The 22910-nt window shown below is 51.0% G+C and carries 17 protein-coding genes; 10 read left to right on the top strand and 7 right to left on the bottom strand.

The genetic code is table 11. From position 1 onward, the window contains the following. Positions 1-90 precede the first annotated feature (90 nt). Positions 91-999 (bottom strand): recombination-associated protein RdgC, encoded by a 909-nt coding sequence (gene rdgC / locus E8E00_RS02580; RefSeq protein ID WP_198536719.1) that lies wholly within the window; start codon positions 997-999, stop codon positions 91-93. A gap of 117 nt (positions 1000-1116) precedes the next feature. Here rdgC and E8E00_RS02585 point away from each other — a divergent pair, with 117 nt between their 5' ends. From E8E00_RS02585 to E8E00_RS02605, 5 genes are all read left to right on the top strand, one after another. Next, positions 1117-2397 carry an exonuclease SbcCD subunit D C-terminal domain-containing protein gene (locus E8E00_RS02585; RefSeq protein WP_069590585.1) on the top strand — a complete coding sequence of 427 codons (1281 nt, stop codon included), beginning with the start codon at positions 1117-1119 and terminating at the stop codon, positions 2395-2397. Positions 2398-2400: 3 nt separating this feature from the next. Then, a complete protein-coding gene (locus tag E8E00_RS02590; protein WP_096629680.1) occupies positions 2401-6168 on the top strand; it encodes an AAA family ATPase in 3768 nt (1255 codons plus the stop codon). A 107-nt stretch (positions 6169-6275) separates the two neighbouring features. Beyond that, positions 6276-6965 (top strand): phosphate regulon transcriptional regulator PhoB, encoded by a 690-nt coding sequence (phoB, locus tag E8E00_RS02595; RefSeq protein ID WP_069590589.1) that lies wholly within the window; start codon positions 6276-6278, stop codon positions 6963-6965. A 45-nt stretch (positions 6966-7010) separates the two neighbouring features. Further along, complete coding sequence (gene phoR / locus E8E00_RS02600) at positions 7011-8306, top strand: phosphate regulon sensor histidine kinase PhoR (protein ID WP_096629678.1); 1296 nt, start codon at positions 7011-7013, stop codon at positions 8304-8306. After that, positions 8300-9259 carry a PstS family phosphate ABC transporter substrate-binding protein gene (locus E8E00_RS02605; RefSeq protein ID WP_096629675.1) on the top strand — a complete coding sequence of 320 codons (960 nt, stop codon included), beginning with the start codon at positions 8300-8302 and terminating at the stop codon, positions 9257-9259. Before phoR ends, E8E00_RS02605 begins: the two co-directional genes overlap by 7 nt. Here the strand turns inward: E8E00_RS02605 and ppx are convergent. The 3 genes from ppx to E8E00_RS02620 are packed head-to-tail and all read right to left on the bottom strand — an operon-like array spanning position 9256 to position 13390. Further along, positions 9256-10770, bottom strand: coding sequence for an exopolyphosphatase (gene ppx / locus E8E00_RS02610; protein ID WP_096629672.1), 1515 nt, complete (start codon positions 10768-10770; stop codon positions 9256-9258). The genes E8E00_RS02605 and ppx overlap by 4 nt on opposite strands. Then, positions 10748-12859 carry a polyphosphate kinase 1 gene (ppk1, locus tag E8E00_RS02615; RefSeq protein ID WP_077456415.1) on the bottom strand — a complete coding sequence of 704 codons (2112 nt, stop codon included), beginning with the start codon at positions 12857-12859 and terminating at the stop codon, positions 10748-10750. The genes ppx and ppk1 overlap by 23 nt, the downstream gene beginning before the upstream one ends. A 21-nt stretch (positions 12860-12880) precedes the next feature. Next, positions 12881-13390 (bottom strand): glycine cleavage system protein R, encoded by a 510-nt coding sequence (locus tag E8E00_RS02620; RefSeq protein WP_096629670.1) that lies wholly within the window; start codon positions 13388-13390, stop codon positions 12881-12883. 240 nt (positions 13391-13630) lie between these two features. Between E8E00_RS02620 and E8E00_RS02625 the strand changes: the two genes are divergently transcribed. From E8E00_RS02625 to phoU, 4 genes are read left to right on the top strand one after another with little or no spacing between them, the layout of a single operon-like run. Continuing rightward, a complete protein-coding gene (locus E8E00_RS02625) occupies positions 13631-15832 on the top strand; it encodes an ABC transporter permease subunit (protein WP_096629668.1) in 2202 nt (733 codons plus the stop codon). Between the two features lie 18 nt (positions 15833-15850). Continuing rightward, a complete protein-coding gene (gene pstA / locus E8E00_RS02630) occupies positions 15851-17497 on the top strand; it encodes a phosphate ABC transporter permease PstA (protein ID WP_096629665.1) in 1647 nt (548 codons plus the stop codon). A 19-nt stretch (positions 17498-17516) separates the two neighbouring features. Continuing rightward, positions 17517-18335 (top strand): phosphate ABC transporter ATP-binding protein PstB, encoded by an 819-nt coding sequence (pstB, locus tag E8E00_RS02635; RefSeq protein WP_077639624.1) that lies wholly within the window; start codon positions 17517-17519, stop codon positions 18333-18335. 10 nt (positions 18336-18345) lie between these two features. After that, a complete protein-coding gene (gene phoU, locus E8E00_RS02640; protein ID WP_069590609.1) occupies positions 18346-19053 on the top strand; it encodes a phosphate signaling complex protein PhoU in 708 nt (235 codons plus the stop codon). A gap of 3 nt (positions 19054-19056) precedes the next feature. Here phoU and ppk2 read toward each other — a convergent pair whose 3' ends face one another. From ppk2 to E8E00_RS02655, 3 genes are all read right to left on the bottom strand, one after another. Then, positions 19057-19878: a polyphosphate kinase 2 gene (ppk2, locus tag E8E00_RS02645; protein ID WP_077456425.1), complete on the bottom strand. Its 822-nt coding sequence runs from the start codon at positions 19876-19878 to the stop codon at positions 19057-19059. Positions 19879-20024: 146 nt separating this feature from the next. Then, complete coding sequence (locus tag E8E00_RS02650) at positions 20025-20765, bottom strand: copper homeostasis protein CutC (RefSeq protein WP_096629663.1); 741 nt, start codon at positions 20763-20765, stop codon at positions 20025-20027. A gap of 220 nt (positions 20766-20985) precedes the next feature. Next, positions 20986-21588 carry a peroxiredoxin C gene (locus E8E00_RS02655; protein ID WP_069590615.1) on the bottom strand — a complete coding sequence of 201 codons (603 nt, stop codon included), beginning with the start codon at positions 21586-21588 and terminating at the stop codon, positions 20986-20988. Positions 21589-21731: 143 nt separating this feature from the next. On the opposite strand from E8E00_RS02655, the gene E8E00_RS02660 reads away from it, so the two are divergent. After that, positions 21732-22640, top strand: a complete 909-nt coding sequence (locus tag E8E00_RS02660) for a hydrogen peroxide-inducible genes activator (RefSeq protein ID WP_069590616.1) — start codon at positions 21732-21734, stop codon at positions 22638-22640. The last annotated feature ends 270 nt before the right edge of the window (positions 22641-22910 follow it).

Consider the following 22910-nt stretch of genomic DNA (forward strand, 5'->3'; position numbering starts at 1 on the left):
TGTGACAGTACCCACACTACCAGCAGGAATTACCTAGTCTTTGTGTGGATTAAGCCTGTTGCATCAGTATGCAAAGGCTCACTCGGGCGACTAGTCGGTCTGTAAACCGCCGAGGGTCGTGAATAATCCATCAAGTAATACATCGAGCTCACCGCACATCAACGACAAGTCAGCATCCAGTCGGGCTGCGATATCTTCGCGGTCGATATCCGCGTTTTGATCGCGTAACTCTTCTGAAAACTTCAGGCGCTTAAGGCTGAGATCATCGCCCAACACAAAATGGATTTGTTCTTGCCAGTCCATGGCGAGTTTGGTGACTTGTTTGTCGGCATCGAGGTGAGCGTGAATTTCTTCACTGGTGAGATCTTGCTGTTTGCATTTAATCACCCCACCTTCTTCAAGTAATGCTTTGAGTTCAGCCTCATCACCAAGGTGGAAGCCCTGAGGCGCGCTGCCTTGTTTCACCCATTCTGTCATGGCGTGTTCCACCGGTGTTTGGGTTTCGACGGGCACTACCGGTAAGCTACCGATGGATTTACGGAGTAAGGCAAGTAGCTCTTCGGCTTTCTTAATACTGGCCGCATCGACCAGAACCAGCCCTTTTGCCGGCATGAGAAGGGCGCACATCTGGCTTTGGCGGGTAAAAGCGCGCGGGAGCAACTCCATGACAACATCATCTTTTAGGCTGTCTTTCTCACGTTTTTTCAAACGTTGGCCTTGGGCTTGCTCCATGGCATCAACTTTTTCTTCTAGCGCATCTTTGATCACCGAGGCAGGGAGCAGCTTTTCTTCTTTGCGTGCCCGGATCAAAATATTGCCACCGCTGACATGGGTCAGCATGTCGCCGTGCTTACCCAATGCTTTATCCCAGCCAAACTTCTGCATGTCCTGGCTGCCGCAAGGGGTAAAGTCGAACTCTTTGAGTTGGCTTTCGAGCTGTTCGGGATCGAGAGGAATGTCACGGGTGAGGCGGTAGACGAGTAAGTTCTTAAACCAAATCATGGCGAGGCTTTATCCATCCAGTTGTGAGAAAGCCAACATGGTATTGCATTCATCCTCGAATGTCGCTGCAATTAGCGTAGAATTTTACCCGGCTCGCGACATTGGCGTGTGTCTATGACCTCGTCTTTTTTCAACCAACGGATAACCCCAGCAGTGTTAAAAATCATTCATACCTCAGATTGGCACCTTGGCCACCAATTGCATGGCTATGATCGTCAGCAAGAGCACCAAGCGTTTCTTGATTGGCTACAGCAGCAATTGATAGATGAAGAGGCGGATGCCTTGTTGGTTGCCGGAGACATCTTCGATAGTGCCAATCCGCCTGCCAGCGCTTGGCGTATGCTATACCGCTTCTTAGCGGATGTGGCTAAGGCATTGCCCCAACTGAATGTGATTATTACCGGTGGGAACCATGACTCACCTAGCAAACTCGATGCGCCACACGAGCTACTCAAAGCCTTTGATTTACACTTAATTGGTGCTATCTCACGGCACAGCGATGGTAGTTTAGATACCGAGCGTATGATGGTACCGGTGACGGACAAAGAGGGGCAAACCGCCGCTTGGGTGATGGCAGTGCCTTTTTTACGTAGCAGTGATTTACGCACGGAAGGATTGGGGGAAGACGATGATCGTCTCATCGAAGGGGTGCGACAGATTTATCAGCAAACTGAACAAGCGGCGCGCGCCAAATGCACGGGGAGCCAAGCGCTGATTGCGATGGGGCATGTTTATATGGCGAGTGGGCAGCTATCAGAAATGTCTGAGCGACGCATTCTCGGGGGCAACCAGCATGCGCTGCCGGCTGATATTTTTGCCAAGGATGTTGCCTATGTGGCACTAGGACATTTGCACCTTGCCCAGCGGGTCGCGAAGCAAGAGCGAATTCGCTATTGTGGTTCGCCGATCCCACTGTCTCTTTCAGAGCGACACTATCGTCATCAAGTGCTCGCTGTCACGTTAGAGGGGGAGCAGCTTGCCGATATTCGCTCTCTTGAAGTACCGCGAAAGGTCGACTTACTGCGTGTGCCAGACAAGCCTGCTCCGCTTGATGAAGTGATAGAAGCGCTGCAGGCGCTGACCCTTTCCTCACTATCGCTGGATATGCAGCCGTTATTGGAAGTGCCTGTTCTATTGGATGCCCCGCAACCGATGTTGCGTGAGAAGATCCTCGCGGCGCTAGAGGGGCAGCCTATCCGTTTGGCGAAGATAACGCCGCACTATCGTGACCGCACCCACGAGCGCCAATTTCGTGAGCAGCGCTTGTCTGATGTCGAGCCGTTTCAAGTTTTCCGTCACGGCTGGCAGCAAAAATATCAAGGTGAGCCGGATCCGGCTATCGCAGCGACTTTTTCACATTTGCTTGAACAACTGGAACAGGATGAGGACCAATAAACGATGAAAATTCTGGCATTACGTGGCGAGAACCTGGCCAGTATTCAACACCCGTTTGAGTTGGACTTTTCGAAGGGCCCTTTGGGTGATAGCGGTTTGTTTGCGATCACTGGCAAAACGGGGGCTGGTAAATCCACGTTGTTAGATGCTATCTGTCTTGCGCTATACGACAAAATCCCGCGCTTTCAAGCCAACAAAAAGAATGATGCGGATATTGGTCTCGGCGATCCTGCAACCCGAGTTAAAGCCAACGATGTGCGCAGTATTTTGTCGCGAGGAAAAGGTGAAGGTTACGCAGAAGTTGACTTCTTTGCCCATGACGGCAGTCGCTGGCGTGCCCATTGGTCGGTACGTCGCGCGCGAGGCAAAGCCGATGGCCGGATCCAAGCCAGTGAGCATTGGCTCGAAAACCTCACCACCGGCCAACGTTTTGCAGGAAAGAAACAGGAAGTGCTCAGTGAAATTGAGCGTCTGGTCGGGCTCAGCTACGAGCAGTTTCGTCGTGCGGTGATGCTCCCCCAAGGGGATTTTGCGGCTTTTTTGAAAGCGTCAGCAGATGATCGCGCAGCACTGCTGGAGCGAATGACTGGCACCGAAATTTACAGCCGTTTATCCCAAATGGCCCATGAGCGTGCCCGTGATGAAAAACAAGCACTGGATCAGCTCATGCAACAGCTCGGTGACATTCAGCTCCTTAGCGAAGATGAAGAGCAGCAATTGGTAGATGAACAAGCCCAATGCCAACAGGCGGTCAAACATCATCAACACCAACTCAAAATGCTGAACGACTACCGCCAGCAACATACCCACTTAGCGCAGGCGCAACAAGCACTTGATGACGCGCAAGTGGCACTGGATGAGGCGGAACAAGAAAAAGCGGGTGTGGAAGCGCGCCGAGAGACATTGGCACAGATTGAACGTGCCCAAGCGGCGCGAGAGGATCTCAATGCGCTGCAGCGTTACCAGTGGCAGTCCCTATCCTTGGGGAAAGATCTAGCTGCACTAGCCCGAGATGAACAGGCTGTTGCCGCCGACTATGAGCGACAAGCGGATCGTTGGCGAGAAGCCAATCGCGCATTGACCGATGCCGAGCAAGCGTGGGCTGATATAGAGCCGAAGGTGCGTGAGGCTCAGCAAATCGAGACCCAATTAGCCAGTCTTGATGAGCAAATGCGTGAGCAAAACATCACCCTCAATGAAGAACAGCAAAAATGGCGTCAAGCGCAACAGACCCTTGAACAAACCCGTGCCCATGCACAGCATTTGGTGCATCGTGAAACGATCATTGCTGAGCAACTGGCAGCGTTTGGCGATTTCGGTCACGTGGCTGAGCACTATCAGCCGGTGTTTGACAACCTCAAGCAGTTTCTTGATTGCCAAGATGCGCTAGCCGCACTGAGTGATGAGCATAGACAGCGACAGCAGCAAGCCCAGCAATGGCGCCCTCAGCGCGATAAGCTTGAGCAGGATATTGCGCAAGTGGATGCCAGCAGTGACCAGTTAAAAACAAAACGAGCGGCTGCAGAACCCGATCGCCTGATCGCGGAGCAAGAAGCCGAACAATCGCGCTATAGCCAATTGCAGTCTACCCGTCGTCTACAAGAGGCGGTTTTAAATGAAGCACATAACTGGCAATACTGGGACGAGCGCTGCCAACATAATCAGTTGGAGTTCGAAAAATTTGATGCCATTTTCCGCGATAGCCAAACCCACCTAACGCGTTTGAAAGACACGGTAACGCGCCAACAAGCTCAGGTTGACGAAGCGCGTCACAGTTTGCAGCAAGCGATGGCCGTGATGGAGTTGGAAGACTTGCGTCAGGCGCTTAACGAGGGAGACCCTTGTCCGCTTTGTGGGGCGACTGAGCATCCTTACTTACACCATGCGCCTGTAGTGGAAAGCTTGATTGATCAGCAGCAAACGCGTCTTGCTGAGCTGCAAGCGACACTCAATCAAAGCCAAGCAGAATATTACTACTGGCAAAAGCAACACCAGCAAAGTGAGCATGCATGTGCTGAGTTGCGAGAGCAGGGACAAGTATGGCAGGCGGAGCGTGATCAATACGAAAAAGGGCTGCGTGTTGCCATCGCTGAATTGGATAGTGACATCGACAGTCAGACGCCACTGCGTGATGTGCTCATCGATATTGAAGCTCGTGCCCAACAGACGCAAGCGGACTATGTGGCCTGTTATCAAGGCATGACCGAACGTCAGCAACAGCTTGCCCATATTCAGCAGATTGATGCGGCACTCAGTGAGTTGCAACAAGCTCGAGAGCAGCTTGTTGCCCGTCGTCATCACTTAGACCAAGCGCTAACCGAATGTGAAACACGCCTTAGCGCCATTGACGAACAATGGCACCAGCAACAAGCTCAGCGTGATAGTCGCTGCGAAGCACTCGATAAACAGCTAGGCAAAGGCCAATGGCAGGCCAGCTTACAACAAGTTGGCTCCGCACGTTACATTCGGCAAATGGAGCAAAAAATCCAGCAATACCGCGCTTTGCAAGCGGAGCGTGAGGGGATGGCGGAAGAAAAGCAGCGTACCGACACCGAGCTTGCCACGCTCACACAGCAGTGTCAGAGCTTGTCAGATGCCATTCAGTCACGTCAGACGCAGTTGGTGAACTTGGCCCAACAACATCAGCAGCGTATGGCGGCGCGACAAGCGCTGGTGGGGGATCAGGATCTTGCGAGCTTAGAAACTGAGTACAAATCACGCATAGACGCGCAGCGCCAGCGTCGAGCTGAGGCGGAAAAGGCGTATACGCAAGCCAGTGAACAACGCGCCGGCTTGCAAGCCCGTCAGCAAACTTTGCAGCAGCAACGGCAAGATGCTAATCAGCACTATCGTACCGCCGTTAGGCGTTGGATCCAGTGGCAACCTGCGCTGGGAATGAGTCAGTATACTTTGATGGCGCATTTATCATTGAGCGAGGCTTGGCGGGCGGATGAACGCCAAGCTTTAAACCAGATTGAGGCGCGCTATCAGGAAGCAAAAACACGCTTTGAAGAACGTGAACAGCAGCTAAATCATTGTCATCAGGCCATTGCGACCGCCAAAGCGTGGTTTGATGAACAAGCGCTGACAGATGACAAGACAGTCTTGGAGACGCAGCAAGCCGAGTGGCAACACGCGCAAGAGCAGGCTGAGCAGCGTGTGTTCGATATTCGTCATCGGCTGACGCAAGCCGAGCAGGCACGTCAGCAAGCGGGGAGTTTAACGGACAAAATTGATACCCAGCGCAGCAAAACGGAACAATGGCTAAAACTGGCCGACTTAATTGGCTCGGCCAGCGGTGCCAAATTTCGTAACCTTGCCCAATCACTCACACTCGCCCAGCTGGTGGAGATTGCCAACGAGCACCTTGCTTCGCTCTCCCCTCGCTACGCGCTGCAAACCGTACCCGACAGTTTGTTAGCATTGCAGGTGGTGGATCATGATATGGGAGATGAAGTGCGCAGCGTGGAATCCCTCTCTGGAGGAGAGAGTTTCTTGGTTTCTTTGTCGCTGGCACTGGCGCTCGCCTCATTAGCGGCAGATACCCGTCAGTTAGGATCGCTGTTTATCGATGAAGGCTTTGGCACCTTGGACCCTGACAGCTTAGAGATGGCGCTGTCGTGTCTCGATACCCTGCAGGCGGATGGACGCCAAATTGGTGTGATCTCTCATGTGAGTACGTTGGTCGAGCGGATTGGCGCCCAAGTTCGCGTAGACAGTCAGGGCGGAGGTGCAAGTCGCGTGCTGGTCACACAGCAAGGTGTTGGCTAGGTCACAGCATGCACAAAGGGTGGGGAATTTGCTCGCGCTGGGTCACAAAAATGTCATAATAAATCCACATAATGGCGCCAGTTAAATGATAACACTAGGTAATTATCATGGTTAGAAGGATTCTAGTTGTTGAGGACGAAGCGCCGATCCGAGAGATGCTGTGCTTTGTGCTGGAGCAAAAAGGCTACCAAACGGTAGAGGCCGAAGACTACGACTCGGCGCTGGCGCAAATTTGCGAGCCTTATCCGGAAATGATCCTCATGGATTGGATGTTACCGGGCGGATCGGGGATTAACTTGATCAAGCACCTTAAGCGCGATGAACTGACCCGACAAATTCCTGTAGTGATGCTGACCGCGCGTGGGGAAGAGGAAGATAAAGTCCGAGGCCTAGAAGTTGGCGCGGATGATTACATTACCAAACCTTTTTCACCGAAAGAGCTCATGGCACGCTTAAAAGCGGTGATGCGTCGCGTATCACCGACCACACTGGACGATGTGATTGATGTACAAGGCCTCAAGTTAGACCCTGTCTCGCACCGTGTGACAGCCAATGATGAACCGCTCGATATGGGGCCAACCGAATTTAAAATGTTGCACTTTTTTATGACGCACCAAGAGCGTGTCTACAGCCGTGAGCAGCTTTTGAATAACGTTTGGGGTACCAATGTGTATGTTGAAGATCGTACCGTTGATGTGCATATCCGGCGTTTGCGCAAAGCGCTTGAAGCGGGCGGCCATGATAAGTTAGTGCAAACCGTACGTGGCGCAGGATATCGCTTCTCGACACGCAACTAAAAAGATAGAAAGCGCTCCACATACGTTGGGGTGGATGGAGAGTAAATGGTCGAACGACTGTCTTGGAAGAAGCTAGCTTGGGAGCTGGCTTTTTTTTATTTGCCTTGGTTTATTATTGGCTGGCTGTTCGGTGGCCTGCCTTGGTTGCTATTGGGTGCAACGGTTGCCATGTTGCTTTGGCATCTGCATCAACAAATCAAACTGTCCGACTGGCTATGGAAAGATAAAAGCCTGACCCCGCCTTCAGGCACAGGCTCTTGGGAGCCATTGTTTAATGGCATTTATCGGCTTCAAAAACGTAATCGCCGCCGTCGCAAAGAGTTAGCAAACCTGATCCGTCGTTTCCGCAACGGGGCCGAATCCTTGCCTGATGCGGTGGTAGTCTTTGAAAGTGATGGCTCGATTGTGTGGTGTAACAAGCTGGCACAAGAACTCCTTGGCTTGCGAATGCCAGATGATAATGGCCAACATATCAGTAATCTTATTCGAGCGCCTGAGTTTGTCAGCTACATCGCCGAGGCAAATTACGATATACCGTTAGAAATGCGCTCCCACATCAACAGTGCGCGCACCTTAGAATTTCGTACCATGCCCTATGCCGAGGGAGAGTTCTTGATGGTGGTGCGTGATATCACCCAACTCAAACAGCTGGAAGGAATGCGACGCAACTTCTTCGCCAATGTCTCACATGAACTGCGTACACCAATGACGGTGTTGCGCGGATATCTCGAGATGACAGAAGATCCTGACATGGTGATAGGACCAATGTGGCCGAAAGCGCATGGTGTTATGACTGAACAGCTATCGCGCATGGAATCACTGGTTGAGCAGCTCCTGACGTTATCGAAAATTGAGGCGGCCGCAAAACCAGAATTAGATCACGATGTTGATGTGCCAGCCATGCTGGATGTTTTGCAAAAAGAGGCGCAAACCTTGAGTGGTGATCGTGAGCATGTGCTGACGTTTGATGTTGATAAGAGCCTAAAAGTAAAAGGCAATGACGACCAACTCCGCAGCGCGATTTCCAATTTAGTCTATAACGCGGTGAAGCATACCCCAGCGCAGGCGGCGATTTCCGTCAAATGGTATCGCACCGACAAAGGTCCGCGTTTAGAAGTCACGGATAGTGGCGAAGGCATTCCTCCGCAACACATCGATCGCTTAACCGAACGCTTTTATCGTGTCGATAAGGCGCGCTCTCGTGAAACCGGTGGCAGCGGTCTGGGTTTAGCAATCGTCAAGCACGCCCTGAGCCATCATGATGCGGAGCTCGAGATCCAAAGTGAGGTAGGGATGGGCAGTACCTTTGCATTTACGCTGCCGGAGCGATTGGCATGTTAAGGTGGGGCATACTCTGTGTCAGCCTGCTTTGGACTGCACTGGCCCAGAGCCATACGACCCAGTCAATGCTGCCGGAATATCAGCGTATCAGCGGCGTTTCGGGGAACCTAAACTCCGTAGGTTCGGATACCTTAGGCAACATGATGGCGGCGTGGTCCGACGGGTTTAAGCGTTTGTACCCGGGCGTAAATGTCCAGCTGCAAACCCCCGGCTCTGCCTCGGCGGCCCCCGCGCTGGTGGAAGGTACAGCACAACTTGGCCCAATGAGCCGTCCGATGCGGGTCAGTGAAGAAAATGCGTTCCAAGCTCGATTCGGTTATCCACCCACCGCTGTGCCGGTAGCGATTGATGCCATGGCGGTTTATGTCCACCAAGATAACCCGCTACAGAGAATTAACTTCAATCAGCTAGATGCTATCTTTTCGCGAACGCTCTGGTGTGGGGCGAGTGAGCCTATTACCCGCTGGGGGCAGTTAGGGCTTACGGGGCGTTGGCAACATCGCGATCTACAATTGTTTGGGCGTAACTCGGTATCCGGCACCTATGGCTACTTTAAACAGGCGGCATTGTGTCGTGGTGACTTTCGCGCCAACGTCAACGAGCAACCGGGATCGGCATCTGTGGTGCAGTCCGTGGCCTCCTCATTAAATGCGATCGGATACGCGGGGATGGGTCACCAAGCGTCGGGGGCGAAAATGCTCGCCGTCGGTCATCCCGGCAAGCCCGCTGTTCTGCCGACTCAGCAGTCAATTCGCGACGGTGATTACCCACTAACACGGTATTTATACCTCTATATCAATAAAGCACCCAACGCGCCCCTAGCTCCGCTTGAGGCCGCGTTTATGGGGTATATCCTCTCTGCTCAAGGGCAAAAGGAAGTAAGCCGAGAAGGGTATATTCCCCTCCCGGCGCAAGTGGTGCATGCGCAGCGCCACGCACTTGGATTGAATTAGTCGCTAAAACGAAGCGACCAGCCGGCCGCTTGCCAGTAGTCTTGCTCTGCGGTCAGGTCGGCCGCAAGTAAGCGATTATCACCCAGCCAGCCTTTGGGAAACTGCAGCTGCCAACCGCCGTTTTTATTGATAGTCACCGTAATATCGGGGAGAGCTTCGTCATTGCGCTGTGAGTGCAACACACAGGCGAGCCGCAGTGCGCAGATGAGCGTTTCGATCAGTTTGGGTTTAAACAAGGTGAATTTGGGCATTTCTCCCAGCTTTAACGCTTTACGATGAAAGCGCGCGAGGGTTGCCAAGACGGTTTGTTGCTCTTGGTTAAACCCGGGTAGGTTAGTATTGCTGAGAATATACGCCGAATGTTTGTGATAGCCCGGATATCCAATGCTTAACCCCACTTCGTGCAATAAAGCAGCCCAATTGAGTAAGCCAGCCAATTCCGTTTTTTTACTGCCTTGTTCGGGCTCGGCTTGTGCATAGAAGTGGGCGGCTGTCTGTTGCACCCGCCGAGCATGATCAAGGTCGACATTGTAGCGTGCAGCCATATCATCTGTGGTTCGGCCACGGATGTCGGTGCGTTGGAAGCGCTCTTCCATCTCATACAGCAAGCCTTCACGCAGAGCACCATCTGAGAAGCGCAATTCATCAATTTTGAGCGCGTCGAGAACACCGGATAAAATCGCCACCCCAGCGGCAAAGACCGGCTGCCTGTCTTCGGTCAATCCCGGTAAATCGATGCTGTCACTGTGTTTGAACTTTAATAGCTTTTCAATCACATTATCCAAGCGCTTGCGCGTGATAATGCCATCCTCATCGCCCAGCCCAATCACCACCTCGCGAATGGCTTTAATGGTGCCCGATGCGCCTAACGCGACTTGCCATCCTGCTTTGCGATATTGACTCGCCAGGCTTTCCAATTTTTGTTGGGTAGCCGTTTGGGCTGCGAGAAATTGCTTTTCACTCAGCGCGCCTTGTGGGAAAAAGCGTTCGTTATAGCTGACACATCCCATACGTTTGCTATTGACGAGCAGGGGCTGAAAGTCTTCACCAATCACAAGCTCGGTTGAGCCACCACCGATATCAATCACTAAACGGCGACCCAGATTTTGCTGAGTGTGAGAGACCCCCAGATAAATCAGGCGTGCTTCTTCTTCACCCGCAATAATTTCAATCGGGTAAGGGAAGACTTGATTCGCCCGTTCAATAAATTCATGTGCGTTTTTGGCTTGGCGTAACGTATGGGTTGCTGCGATCCGTACGTTGTCTATCTCAATGCCATTAAGGCGTTCGGCAAACATGGCTAAACAGTCGACACCACGTTGTATCGCTTCGTCGCTTAGGCGCTGCTTTTTATCCAGCCCTGCGGCTAATCGCACCCGCTGCTTGTGGCGACTGATAATTTGTAGGCCTTGCCCGACCACGCGGGCAACCACCATATGAAAGCTATTAGAGCCAAGATCGACGGCCGCAATCTCTCGCGGCTTATCATTACTTGCTTGGGGGTGTGTCATGCTGCAACTTTTCCGCGTGTTTGAGTTCCTGTCTCTCCAACTGCTTGAGGAAATCGTAAGTTTCGATTTGCGATCGAATTTTTTTCTTGTTCCCTCGTTTAACATAGGTATTCGACATCTCCTTGTCGATGATACGCGCCTTGGTCCGATCGGAAAATTGGATCTCAAGGATGTCCATGATGCGATCTTTTAAACGCGGATCGCGGATGGGTGCCCCGACCTCGATACGGTTATCGATATTGCGGGTCATCCAGTCGGCGGAAGAGATATAGACATCACGCTCACCGCCATTTTCAAACGCAAATACACGTGGGTGTTCTAAAAACCGATCAACGATACTGATTGCCTTGATATTTTGACTCACGCCTTTCACGCCCGGCACTAAAGAGCACATACCGCGCACAATCATGCGGATTTTTACCCCTTCGCTACTGGCTCGGTAAAGCAGGTTTACCAAGCTTTTATCGACAAGGTTGTTCACTTTTAAGGTGATCCCGGCCTTACGCTTGGCTTTCGCGTGTTCGATTTCGCGCTCAATCAGCTTTTGAATGCGGCGTCGAGAGTTACGTGGTGACACGATCAAATGATTGAACTTGACCGGACGATAAGGGTTTTCGATAAACTCGAAGACCTTACGAATTTCAGACGTGATCTGCTGATCGGCGGTAAAGAGTGCAAAGTCGGTATAAATACGGGCCGTTTTTTCGTGGAAGTTACCGGTGCCAATGTGGCCATAATCACGTAATTCGCCATTTTCTCGGCGTGAGATCAGGCAAAGCTTGGAGTGAATTTTAAGCCCTGGGGTACCAAATACGACCTTGACGCCAGCATCGGTGAGCACGCGCGACCATTCGATATTGGCTTCTTCATCAAAACGGGCTTGTAGCTCGACTACCACGGTCACACGCTTGCCGTTATTGGCTGCATCAATCATGGAGTTAATGATCCGCGAGTTCTTTGCCACTCGGTACACGTTAATGCGAATGCTGCGCACGGACGGATCAAAAGAAGCCTGACGGACCAGCTCTGTCATATGACGGAAGGTGTGGTACGGATAGTAAAGCAGGATGTCGCGCTCACGAATCGCGTCAAAAGCATTGTTATGTAATTGAAAATCGGCCGATTCGAATGGCGGCAGTGGCGGGTTTTCCAGATATTTTCGCCCGACGTTAGGAAAGCCGATAAAGTCGCGAAAATTATGATAACGCGCACCGGGTAGGACGCTGTCATAATCAGAAATCTTCAGCACTTGGATTAGTTTACTCACCATTTCCGGCGGCATATCCCGTTGGTATACAAAACGCACCGGGAGGGCGGTGAGGCGTTGGTCCAAGCTTTCCGACATATTTTCGAGTAGGCTGTGCTCCACCTCATTGGTGAGATCGTACTCTGCATCTCGGGTCATTTTCATGGCATAAGCATCGATCGTGTCGTAGTCGAAGAAGCCGCTGAAAATTTGGTCGAGACATAGGCGAATGATGTTATCGAGCAAGATGATGGTTTTGCGCTGTCGTTTCCCCTTGGGCTCAGGCACCTTAATAAAACGGTCAAGATCATCTGTTGGGATCTCAATCAGCGCATACTTGGGTTCTTCCCCTTCTTTTTTAAGCTGCACGGCGAGGTACGAGTAGGCATCTTTCAGAAAGCTCAATACATCGACGTCTTTGGTCAGCATAATAGGCGTAATGTAGGGCAGAATATTGCTGCGAAAATAGCGCTTTAGCCATTGAGATTGGTTATCGGTGAGCTGACGTTCGTTGACCAGAAAGATATTGCGGCGCGCCATCTCCAGTAAGATATCGTTGTAGAGGTGGTCGAAATCTTGGTTTAGCTTGACGACTTTCGCTTGAATTTTACTTAAAAGCTCTTTGGCATGACTGTCGACCCCACGCTCTTCGTCAATGATGATACGGCGTTTAACGTCCGCGAAACGCACTTGATAAAACTCATCAAGGTTGGAGGAGAAAATCCCCAAAAAACGAACACGTTCGATAATGGGGACGCTCTTATCGGCGGCTTCTTGGAGGACGCGTTCGTTAAAAGATAGCCAACTTAATTCTTTGTCGACGTGGTAAGTATCTAATGTCATAAAGCGTGAGAAAATCCTGTTCTACTGGGTGAAATTACTGTCAAATTCGACGATCAAATCGTCGGACAGTGCTTCAAGGGCTTCGTGTAACATGGAGACATCCGCATCCGGCGGAATATCCAGATAAAAATCAGCAGTAAATATTTGCCCACCGGTATTGGCTGCGCTTTGTGTTTGCGCATTGAGTTTATTAATAGTGATACCGTGAGCCGCCAGTAATTGGCTGAGTGTTTGAACAATGCCGCGACGATCGTTGCCCGTAACCGACAAGGTATGTGTGGTTGGGTTAGGAGCGACGGGCTTAGCGTCGGTGATCAGCAGCTGTAAGCCATCCAATTCGCGAAGCGCATGGACGAGCGCATCCGCATGAGTATCAGACACAGATAGATGGATGAGCCCTGCGAATTGTCCGGCGAGTTGGCTAAGGCGGCTGGCTTGCCAGCTTCCGTGATGCATAAAAATAGTCTGTGAGATTTGATCAACCAGCCCAGCGCGATCGGGACCCATCAGTGTGATAACAAAATGTTTCATGCGTGATCCTTACGGCGATTGTCGGGTCAATTATTGAGGCCGGTCAAGGTGTTGTCTATGCTGCTTTGCAGTAAAGTCGCTAAACTGTGCCCAATATCAACCTGCGCCAGCCTAAAGCCCGTTTGTTTCATTTTTATTGCGTACAGCCCTCGGTGGTATCCCTGTTCAGAGTAGGGGTGTCATAAAAATGTCATTGTAATGACATACAATTAAGGGCTTGATCTAAAACAAGAGGCACGAATGACCCACACTTCACCATCACTCAAAGATGCCAATCGAGTAAGACGTTTAAAAGACACGTTTACACGGCATACAGTACGTCTTGGTGGCGTGATGGTATTGGTCACTTTACTGCTCTTGTTCTTTTATTTGCTGACCGTCGTGTTACCGCTTTTTCATCAAGCGAGTATGACGCCGACCGGCCGTTTTAGTGTGCCAACACCAGCTACGCCGCACTTTATTGGCGCTGACAATCGTGAGCAGCTGGTTTATGCGCTTGATGACAGTGGCACCTTAACCGTAGCCCGTCGTCCTTTACAGGTCGACCAAGTGGCAACTGTGATGTTGGCGCGCAACTTATCAGATATTCCCCGTCCTGCGATGGCAACAGTCCCTGCCACGGCGCCCTTTATGGCTGTAGAAATCAAACCGGGGCAAGTAGGCGTTTGGCAGCTACGTTTTCGCGCTGAGTATGGCGATAGTACCTCGGTATTACCCAAGCTGCGCCGTATGGCGGCATTTCCTTTACCTGTGATACTGGACTCGTCGGCGCTACGCCAATTAGCGCTCGCTGTGCCAGACAGTTTACACGGCGAAAATATAGCCCCTGTTTTGGTGGCGGTGACACACAAACAGGAGTTGGTGCTTTATCGCAGTGGACGGATTGAACGGTACTCGCTGAGTGAGCCGGTTGATAATATGGCGCTCTCGCCTGACGGACAGCGCCTCTTTGTTCGCCAAGGCAGCACACTGACGGTGTGGCGAATTCACGGGCAACAGATGGCCGTGCGTGAAACCATTAATCTTGCCAATGTGGTGGAGAGTCCGGTTCAGGCGATGACCTTGCTCGCAGGTGGGCGTTCGTTAATGTTACACCATCAAGATGGCGGCTTGAGTCAGTGGTTTGATGTGGTGAAAAGTGGCCAGCCATCGCTGACCGAAGTACGGTTATTTCAGCCAGCTAAAGGGAAGTTTGTGGCCTCACCGGAGCTGCACCGTAAAAGTATTGCGGTTGCGGATGAGCAAGGGGGGCTGAGCTTGCTGCATGCGACCAGCGAAAAGCAACGTTATTTTGCGGCCATGCTCGATACCTTGCCGCAAGCAATGGCATTTTCTCCTCGTGCACAGGCACTGATTACCGCCACCGATGGTGTATGGCAATGGTTTGCTGTCGATAATCCACACCCAGAAGTTAGTGTTCACTCACTTTGGGAGAAGGTCTGGTACGAAGGGTACGCAGAGCCCCAATATGTGTGGCAATCCACTTCAGCAGATGACACGTTTGAAGCTAAATTAAGCGTGGTCCCGGTGATTTTTGGCACCCTGAAAGTGGCACTCTTTGCGCTTGTATTTGCCGTCCCGATGGCGATTGGTGCGGCGATTTATACTGCCTATTTTATGTCTTCGGGGTTACGTAAAGTCGTGAAGCCGACGGTCGAAACCATTGAGGCACTGCCAACCGTGATTATCGGCTTTTTAGCCGGGCTCTGGTTAGCCCCTTGGGTTGAGCAACACCTGCCCACGGTATTTTTACTGTTGCTGATGGTGCCACTTTGTTTGCTGGGTCTTAGCATGATTTGGCGAATGATCCCGCGCTATGTACGCCGCCGCTTACCGGACAACGCACAAATCTTGGTGATCATTCCGGCCCTGTTACTGATTGCCTTGGTGGCTTGGCAATTAGGTCCTTGGTTAGAACACCTATGGTTTGGCGGCGATGCGCGTCGCTTTATCACCCATGAATTAGGGATAGGCTATGACCAGCGTAACGCACTGGTAGTCGGTATTGCGATGGGCTTTGCGGTAGTGCCAACCATTTTCTCGATTGCGGAAGATGCCATTTTCTCTGTACCACCGCATTTAAAAAGTGGCGCGTTGGCCCTAGGGGCCACTCACTGGCAGACATTGACACGTGTGGTATTACTCACCGCAAGCCCTGGCATTTTTTCGGCGGTGATGATGGGACTAGGACGAGCGGTGGGTGAAACCATGATTGTACTGATGGCGACCGGGAATACGCCCATCATGGATTGGAATCTGTTAGAGGGGTTGCGCACTTTGTCCGCCAATATTGCGGTTGAAATGCCCGAGTCTGAAGTGGGGAGTTCCCATTATCGCGTGTTATTTTTAACCGCATTTATTCTGTTTGTATTTACCTTTGTGTTTAACACCCTAGCTGAACTCGTACGCCAACGCTTGCGCGACAAGTACAGTAACTTATAGGTGGGGATGAGAGCTCTTATGCGCGCATGGATGAAATCAGGAACCCCTTGGGTGTGGATAACCGCAGGCATGGTCAGTGTCAGCTTGATTGCGATCCTTGGTGTATTGCTTCTTATTGGTGCGCGCGGGTTGGGCTATTTTTGGCCTACGCCCATCACCCAGTTCACGCTCAATACACCCGAAGGCCAAGAAACGGTGATTGGGCAGATTTACCAAACGGACCGTGTCGACGCGACGCAACTGCAAGATGCAGGCATCACATTACCGGAAGATGCTACCCCAGATTATGCTCGTTTAGTGGTCAAAATCGGTAATCGCGAGCGTGAGGGAGTGGACTTCCGGCAGTTGTTGGCGTTTAACATTCGCAGCCAATTTACACCGGCATCATTAGCCATGATAGAGCGGGTCGAGAATGGGGTTTTCTATGGGTGGCCTGTTGCGTTGGTAGATGAGAAAGGTAAGCGCCATCGTTTAGATGAGGCAGATCTTGAAGCGCGCCTTGACGCCTTGTCCGCGCGACGTGATGTGATTGATGACATTGAACGCGTCCACCTAGCCAGTGTCAATTATCAACTGGAACAGCTGCGTCTAGAGGAAAAACGCTGGGCCTTGGCCCATACGGCAAATCGAGAGCCCCCAGCCCATATCGCAGAGCAGCGCGCGCAGCTATTGGACCAATATTCCCAGCTCGAGAAGAAGCTGGAAAGCTTACGCCATCACCAAGATGATGCCATGTTGGTGGTCAAAGATAGCCATCATGAAGAAGTGCTATTGCCACTTCGTAACGTCTTGGCGGTATGGTACCCCAACGCAATGAGCGGGGTTGAGAAGCTGCTCTTTTGGGGCCATCAAATTGGTGCGTTTGTCTCAGAGCCACCACGAGATGGTAATGCTTCTGGCGGTGTGTTCCCGGCCATTTTTGGCACCGTGTTTTTGGTGCTGTTGATGGCAGTGATTGTAACGCCGCTTGGGGTGATTGCCGCGGTGTACCTTCATGAATATGCGCCAAAAACCGCGTTTACACGGATGATTAGGATTGCGGTCGTTAATTTGGCCGGGGTACCTTCGATCGTTTATGGCGTCTTTGGTTTGGGCTTTTTTGTCTATTTCATTGGTGGTTCGATTGATGAGCTCTTTTATCAAGCCGCTCAACCTGCCCCTGTCTTTGGAACGCCGGGCGTCCTGTGGTCAGCGTTAACATTGGCGATTTTGACGCTGCCCGTGGTCATTGTGTCGACAGAGGAAGGGTTGGCACGCATCCCGACCAGTGTTCGTCATGGTGCGTTTGCATTAGGTGCCACCCAAGCCGAGACACTGTGGCGAGTTGTGCTGCCGATGGCAAGTCCGGCGATGATGACTGGGCTGATCCTCGCCGTTGCGCGCGCAGCCGGTGAGGTTGCGCCTTTGATGTTGGTGGGGGTAGTGAAAGTGGCACCAGCTTTGCCGGTGGATGGTAACTTCCCCTTTTTGCACCTCGAACGTAAGTTCATGCATCTGGGATATCATATTTATGATCTTGGCTTTCAGAGTACCCATATTGAATCGGCACGCCCTCTGGTATACGCCACCTCGTTTTTACTGGTGTCTGTGATTGTGGCGTTAAACCTTGCCGCTATCGGGATCCGCCATTACTTGCGTGAAAAGTATCGCGATTTGGAACAATAATGATGAGGCTCGACAACCTATGTTTTCGATAAACTCCCGAATTGGCCTGACGCCCGAGCTAGATTTGGCAAATTTGCCTGAAGAGCAAACCGCGCTGTCGATCCGTCATCTCAATTTGTACTATCAGCAAACACAAGCCTTGTTTGATATTAATATGCGGATCCCAAAGGGAAAGGTCACGGCGTTTATCGGCCCGTCCGGCTGTGGTAAGTCGACCTTGCTACGCTGTATTAATCGGATGAATGATCTGGTTGATGGCTGTCGTGTCCGCGGGGAAGTGACTCTGCATGGGCAAAATATTTACGATCGCGACGTTGATGTGCCCGCATTACGCCGCCAAGTTGGTATGGTGTTTCAGCGGCCCAACCCTTTTCCTAAATCTGTTTATGAAAATGTGGTGTTCGGGTTACGCCTGCAGGGTATCAATGATCCACGGGTGCTCGATGATGCGGTAGAGCGAGCACTGCGAGGGGCAGCTTTGTGGAATGAGGTAAAAGACAGACTCAACGATAATGCATTTGGCTTGTCAGGCGGTCAGCAGCAGCGTTTGGTTATCGCCCGTGCGATCGCGATTGAACCAGAGGTATTGTTGCTCGATGAACCCTCATCAGCGTTGGATCCGATTTCAACGTTGACGATTGAAGAGTTGATTAATGATTTGAAAAGCCAATACACCGTGGTGATCGTCACCCATAATATGCAACAAGCCGCGCGTGTCTCGGATCAAACCGCATTTATCAATATGGGGCGTTTGGTGGAATACGCGGACACGGACACCTTGTTTACGACGCCGAAAAATAAACAAACTGAAGACTATATAACTGGTCGCTACGGATAAGGAGCAGGCCTTGGACAACCATAATATCAGTCGCCACATTTCAGGGCAGTTTAATGCCGAGCTTGAAGCCATTAGAACCCATGTTTTAACCATGGGGGGATTGGTCGAACGCCAACTGACCGATGCACTACGTGCCATGCATAACCAAGATGTCGATCTGGCGCGTCATGTTATTCGTGAAGATCACAAAGTCAATGGCATGGAAGTAGCGATCGATGAGGCGTGCACGCGAATTATTGCCAAACGTCAGCCGACCGCCAGTGACTTGCGACTGGTGATGGCTATCATCAAAACTATTACCGATCTTGAGCGTATTGGTGATGTGGCGGACAGCATCGCGAAAATGGCATTGGATAATTCCAGTCACTCTCAGCAGCCTTTTCTCGTCTCATTGGAAGCGCTAGGACAACGTGCGGCGAAGATGCTGCACGAGGTGCTGGATGCGTTTGCCCGTATGGATATTGAGGCGGCGATGCGGGTGTATCGCAAAGATGACTCCTTAGATCGTGAATACGAAGGGATCTTGCGTCAACTGATGACCTACATGATGGAAGACCCACGCTCAATTCCTAACGTGCTGAAAGTGATGTGGTCAGCACGCGCCATTGAGCGTGTTGGCGACCGCTGTCAGAATATTTGCGAATACATCATTTACTTTGTGAAAGGAAAAGATGTTCGCCATATTCAAAAAGAAGAGCTGGAAAAACTGCTTAAATAAGGGTTAATCGTCTGGCTCATTATTGAGCCACTCACTGACTTGATCGGGCACAAAACTTTGCTCTTCAAGTGGCATGCGTACATAGCCTTCTTTATTGATTTCAGGTAGCTCGACCTCGGGGTAGGTGATTTCTTGATACGGGATCTGCGATAACAAGTGCGCAATGCAATTGAGCCGTGCGTGCTTTTTATTGTCCGCTTCGACCACCCACCACGGACTGTCTTTGGTGTCTGTGTAAGCAAACATACGATCTTTGGCCTCGCTATATTGCACCCAGCGGCTGCGAGACTCTAAGTCCATTGGGCTGAACTTCCAGCGCTTAATAGGGGTGCTAATACGTTCGGCAAAGCGTTTTTCTTGCTCGTCGTCAGAAACTGAAAACCAATATTTAATCAAGATGATGCCAGCACGCATTAACATGCGTTCAAACTCGGGACAGGTACGTAGAAACTCTTCGTATTCTTCGTCGGAGCAAAATCCCATCACTCGCTCAACCCCCGCCCGGTTGTACCAGCTGCGGTCAAACAGAACGATTTCACCACCGGCAGGCAGGTGCTCAACATAACGTTGGAAATACCATTGGGTACGCTCGCGCTCGGTGGGCTTATCTAGCGCGACGACGCGACATACACGTGGGTTGAGTTTTTCGGTAATACGTTTGATCACGCCACCTTTGCCCGCGGCGTCTCGCCCTTCGAATAACACCACCACTTTGAGGCGCTCTTGCTTGACCCACTCTTGCAGTTTGACTAGCTCGGTTTGTAGCTCCGTCAGTTTCTTTTCGTAGTGCTTTTTGCTGATTTTACTCGATGTTTTATCCGACAAGGGAAACTCCTTTTCACACCATTGTGCTTTTACGGTAGAAAACTCGCCTTTACGATGCAACGCTACCGCCTCGAGGACGGCGCTCGCGCATCAAAATATCCGAGTCAGTCACAGTTCAATGTTGTGCCATGACCTGTTGCACGCCCTTACAAGTGTGCGGAAAGGGCTTTTATTTGCCGGATAATGGCGGGATTGGTCATTGGGTAACAGGCATCATCACCTTCGCCCATGGTGGCTACTGCGCGGTGTTGCATGGCACTGGGTTGATCCATACGGGCAGATAAATGAATTTCACGCGCGCCGCAGTGGGAGAGGATCGCCGCAGCATTATCAGGCGTGACACCCGCGCCAGGCATGATCTGTAAAGCAGCCTGTCGGGTCATTTCTACCCAGCGTTTCAATGCCTCTTTACCTTGCTCTGCGCTGCTGGCTTGGCCCGAAGTAAGTACCCGCTCAATCGCAGGACGCGCTAAAAGCGCTTCCAGTGCTGATTCAGGATCGGCGCAGTGGTCAAACGCGCGATGAAACGTCACGCCCATGCCTTTGGCTTCTGCCAACATGTCATCGATAAGTGGCAAGTCGAGCTGTCCTTGGGCTGTCAGTGCGCCGATCACCACGCCCGCACATCCAGCTTGGCGTGCCATCGCAATATCCTTGAGCATGACTTCTGCTTCGTCACTGCTGTATAAAAAGTCTCCCTCACGTGGCCGGATAATGGCATAAATGGGAATATTCGCTTGTTGGACGGCAAGTTGCATATAGCCGTAACTGGCCGTGAGTCCACCAAGGCGCAGTGCACTACACAGCTCGATGCGGTCAGCGCCAGCGCGCTCTGCCACCTTTAAAGAGCCAATACTATCAATACAAACTTCGACCAAGACAGACATACCACCCCTTAGTGAGCAACACAGTGTCAATAATAAAGGCTGTATTGTGACAGCAGGCAGGGGAATTACCTAGTAGAAGCGGTAGAAAGGAAAGGGAAGCGTGACAACCCAAGTCAGGTGTCATGAGGAATAGATACAAAAAGGGCCCGGTTTAACCGGGCCTCATTATTATCTCACATTGTCCAGTGCGTAGGGCACGTCACCTTTTGACCGTTAATAATTACAGGTCAGCAGAGTGCTCAGACAGGTATGCAGCAACACCTTCTGGTGAGTCTTTCATACCTGCTTTACCTTCTTCCCACTGTGCTGGGCATACTTCACCGTTCTTCTGGTGGAAGCTCAGTGCGTCAACCATGCGCAGCATCTCGTCGATGTTACGGCCAAGTGGCAGATCGTTCACGACTTGGTGACGTACAACGCCTTCCTCATCGATGAGGAAAGAACCACGGAAAGCAACACCTGCTTCTGGATGCTCTACGTCGTACGCTTTGCAGATTTCGTGTTTAACGTCTGCAACCAGTGGGTATTTAACCGCACCGATACCACCGTCTTCGATGGCAGTTTTACGCCATGCGTTGTGTGAGAACTGAGAGTCGATTGACACACCGATAACCTCAACGCCCTTCGCTTGGAAGTCTTGGAAACGCTTATCGAATGCAATCAGCTCTGATGGGCACACGAAAGTGAAGTCGAGTGGGTAGAAAAAGACAACAGCTTTTTTGCCTTTGGTGAACTCTTTAAGGTTGAAGTTTTCAACGATTTCGCCATTACCTAGAACGGCTGCGGCAGTAAAATCTGGTGCTTGACGACCTACGAGTACCATAACTCAGCTCCTAATTAAAAAGTTTGCCTGAAGATCAGGTTCCTATATAAGCGAGACAAACTATAGCTGACTTGCTACATTGAAAAAAGTGGAATTAATAGATTGTTATAATCGAAAAAAACGATTGTATAAAGTTTGACAGAATGAACAAATATCCATCACTTAAGCAGCTACACTATCTGGTTACCTTGTCAGAAACTCGCCATTTTGGCGAGGCGGCGAAACTGTGTTTTGTTAGCCAATCGACCCTCAGTGCCGGGATCCAAAACCTAGAAGAGTTGATTGGTGCCCAGCTCATTGAAAGAGACAATAAAACCTTGGTGCTGACTGGCATGGGAGAGGAAGTGGTACGCCGCAGCCGCGAAATTCTTGCCCGAAGCCAAGATTTAATGGAGCTCACCCACGTTCAGTCTGATCCTATGCATGGCAAAGTCCGTTTAGGCTGTATTCCGACTATCGCTCCGTTTTTACTCTCCGACGTCGTCCAGCAGGTTAACCAGCGCTATCCCAATTTAGATCTCTTGTTACGAGAAGATACCACCGCGAACTTGCTTACCGCGCTCAAACACGGCGAAATGGATGTGCTGATTTTGGCCTTACCGATGGATATCGGCGCCATGACCAGCCGCATTGTTGGCCGTGATCCTTTCAAGATGGTGATGAGCCGCAAGCAAGCCGCGCAATTAACGCTGCCGGTGGATTACGATGCCTTGCCCGATGAGTCGGTGTTTTTGCTCGAGCGCGAACACTGCCTCACGGACCATGCGGTATCTGCCTGCCAAATGACGGCCTCACAGAAGATTAACCCGTTTATGGCGACCAGCTTACATACCTTGATCCAGATGGTCGCCAACGGCAATGGCGTCACATTTATTCCGCAAATGGCGATTGATCATGGCTTAATCGATAATCTCGACGTGCATCTAGAAATTCCCCCCGGACGCGCCGCGTATCGTGAAATCGGTATGGTGTGGCGTCCATCATCGAGTCGCATTGATACCTTTAATAAATTGGCGGATCTGGTGGCGGCATTACTCAATCGGACTGACTAGCTAGCGCTCATCTGCTATTTGGAGTTTTATCTCGGTTAATAGCAAAGTGATTAGCATATTCCTCTGCAATAAAACCTCATCCAGTGAAATAGAATCGTTGGATTATTATCACGCCAGTGAGTCGGTTTATGATCAACGCATCTTGCTGCTTCGATTAACTGGCTGATAATCATAAAGTTATCACATCTACCACATATCTTTTGTCGCCTATTGTGTAATTAAATTACGTAATGAGTTACAAAGAGGTGACAAAAATATGATCTGCGTAGC

This window comes from Salinivibrio sp. YCSC6, from assembly GCF_004916735.1.
In the GTDB taxonomy this organism is placed as follows: Bacteria; Pseudomonadota; Gammaproteobacteria; order Enterobacterales; family Vibrionaceae; genus Salinivibrio; species Salinivibrio proteolyticus.

Coding starts and splice junctions, on each gene's coding strand:
- E8E00_RS02660 (WP_069590616.1), top strand. CDS start 21,732: ATGAACAAATATCCATCACTTAAGCAGCTACACTATCTGGTTACCTTG.
- pstA (WP_096629665.1), top strand. CDS start 15,851: ATGCGCGCATGGATGAAATCAGGAACCCCTTGGGTGTGGATAACCGCA.
- ppx (WP_096629672.1), bottom strand. CDS start 10,770: ATGACACACCCCCAAGCAAGTAATGATAAGCCGCGAGAGATTGCGGCC.
- pstB (WP_077639624.1), top strand. CDS start 17,517: ATGTTTTCGATAAACTCCCGAATTGGCCTGACGCCCGAGCTAGATTTG.
- phoR (WP_096629678.1), top strand. CDS start 7,011: ATGGTCGAACGACTGTCTTGGAAGAAGCTAGCTTGGGAGCTGGCTTTT.
- E8E00_RS02620 (WP_096629670.1), bottom strand. CDS start 13,390: ATGAAACATTTTGTTATCACACTGATGGGTCCCGATCGCGCTGGGCTG.
- E8E00_RS02590 (WP_096629680.1), top strand. CDS start 2,401: ATGAAAATTCTGGCATTACGTGGCGAGAACCTGGCCAGTATTCAACAC.
- E8E00_RS02650 (WP_096629663.1), bottom strand. CDS start 20,765: ATGTCTGTCTTGGTCGAAGTTTGTATTGATAGTATTGGCTCTTTAAAG.
- ppk1 (WP_077456415.1), bottom strand. CDS start 12,859: ATGACATTAGATACTTACCACGTCGACAAAGAATTAAGTTGGCTATCT.
- E8E00_RS02605 (WP_096629675.1), top strand. CDS start 8,300: ATGTTAAGGTGGGGCATACTCTGTGTCAGCCTGCTTTGGACTGCACTG.
- E8E00_RS02655 (WP_069590615.1), bottom strand. CDS start 21,588: ATGGTACTCGTAGGTCGTCAAGCACCAGATTTTACTGCCGCAGCCGTT.
- phoB (WP_069590589.1), top strand. CDS start 6,276: ATGGTTAGAAGGATTCTAGTTGTTGAGGACGAAGCGCCGATCCGAGAG.
- E8E00_RS02625 (WP_096629668.1), top strand. CDS start 13,631: ATGACCCACACTTCACCATCACTCAAAGATGCCAATCGAGTAAGACGT.
- E8E00_RS02585 (WP_069590585.1), top strand. CDS start 1,117: ATGACCTCGTCTTTTTTCAACCAACGGATAACCCCAGCAGTGTTAAAA.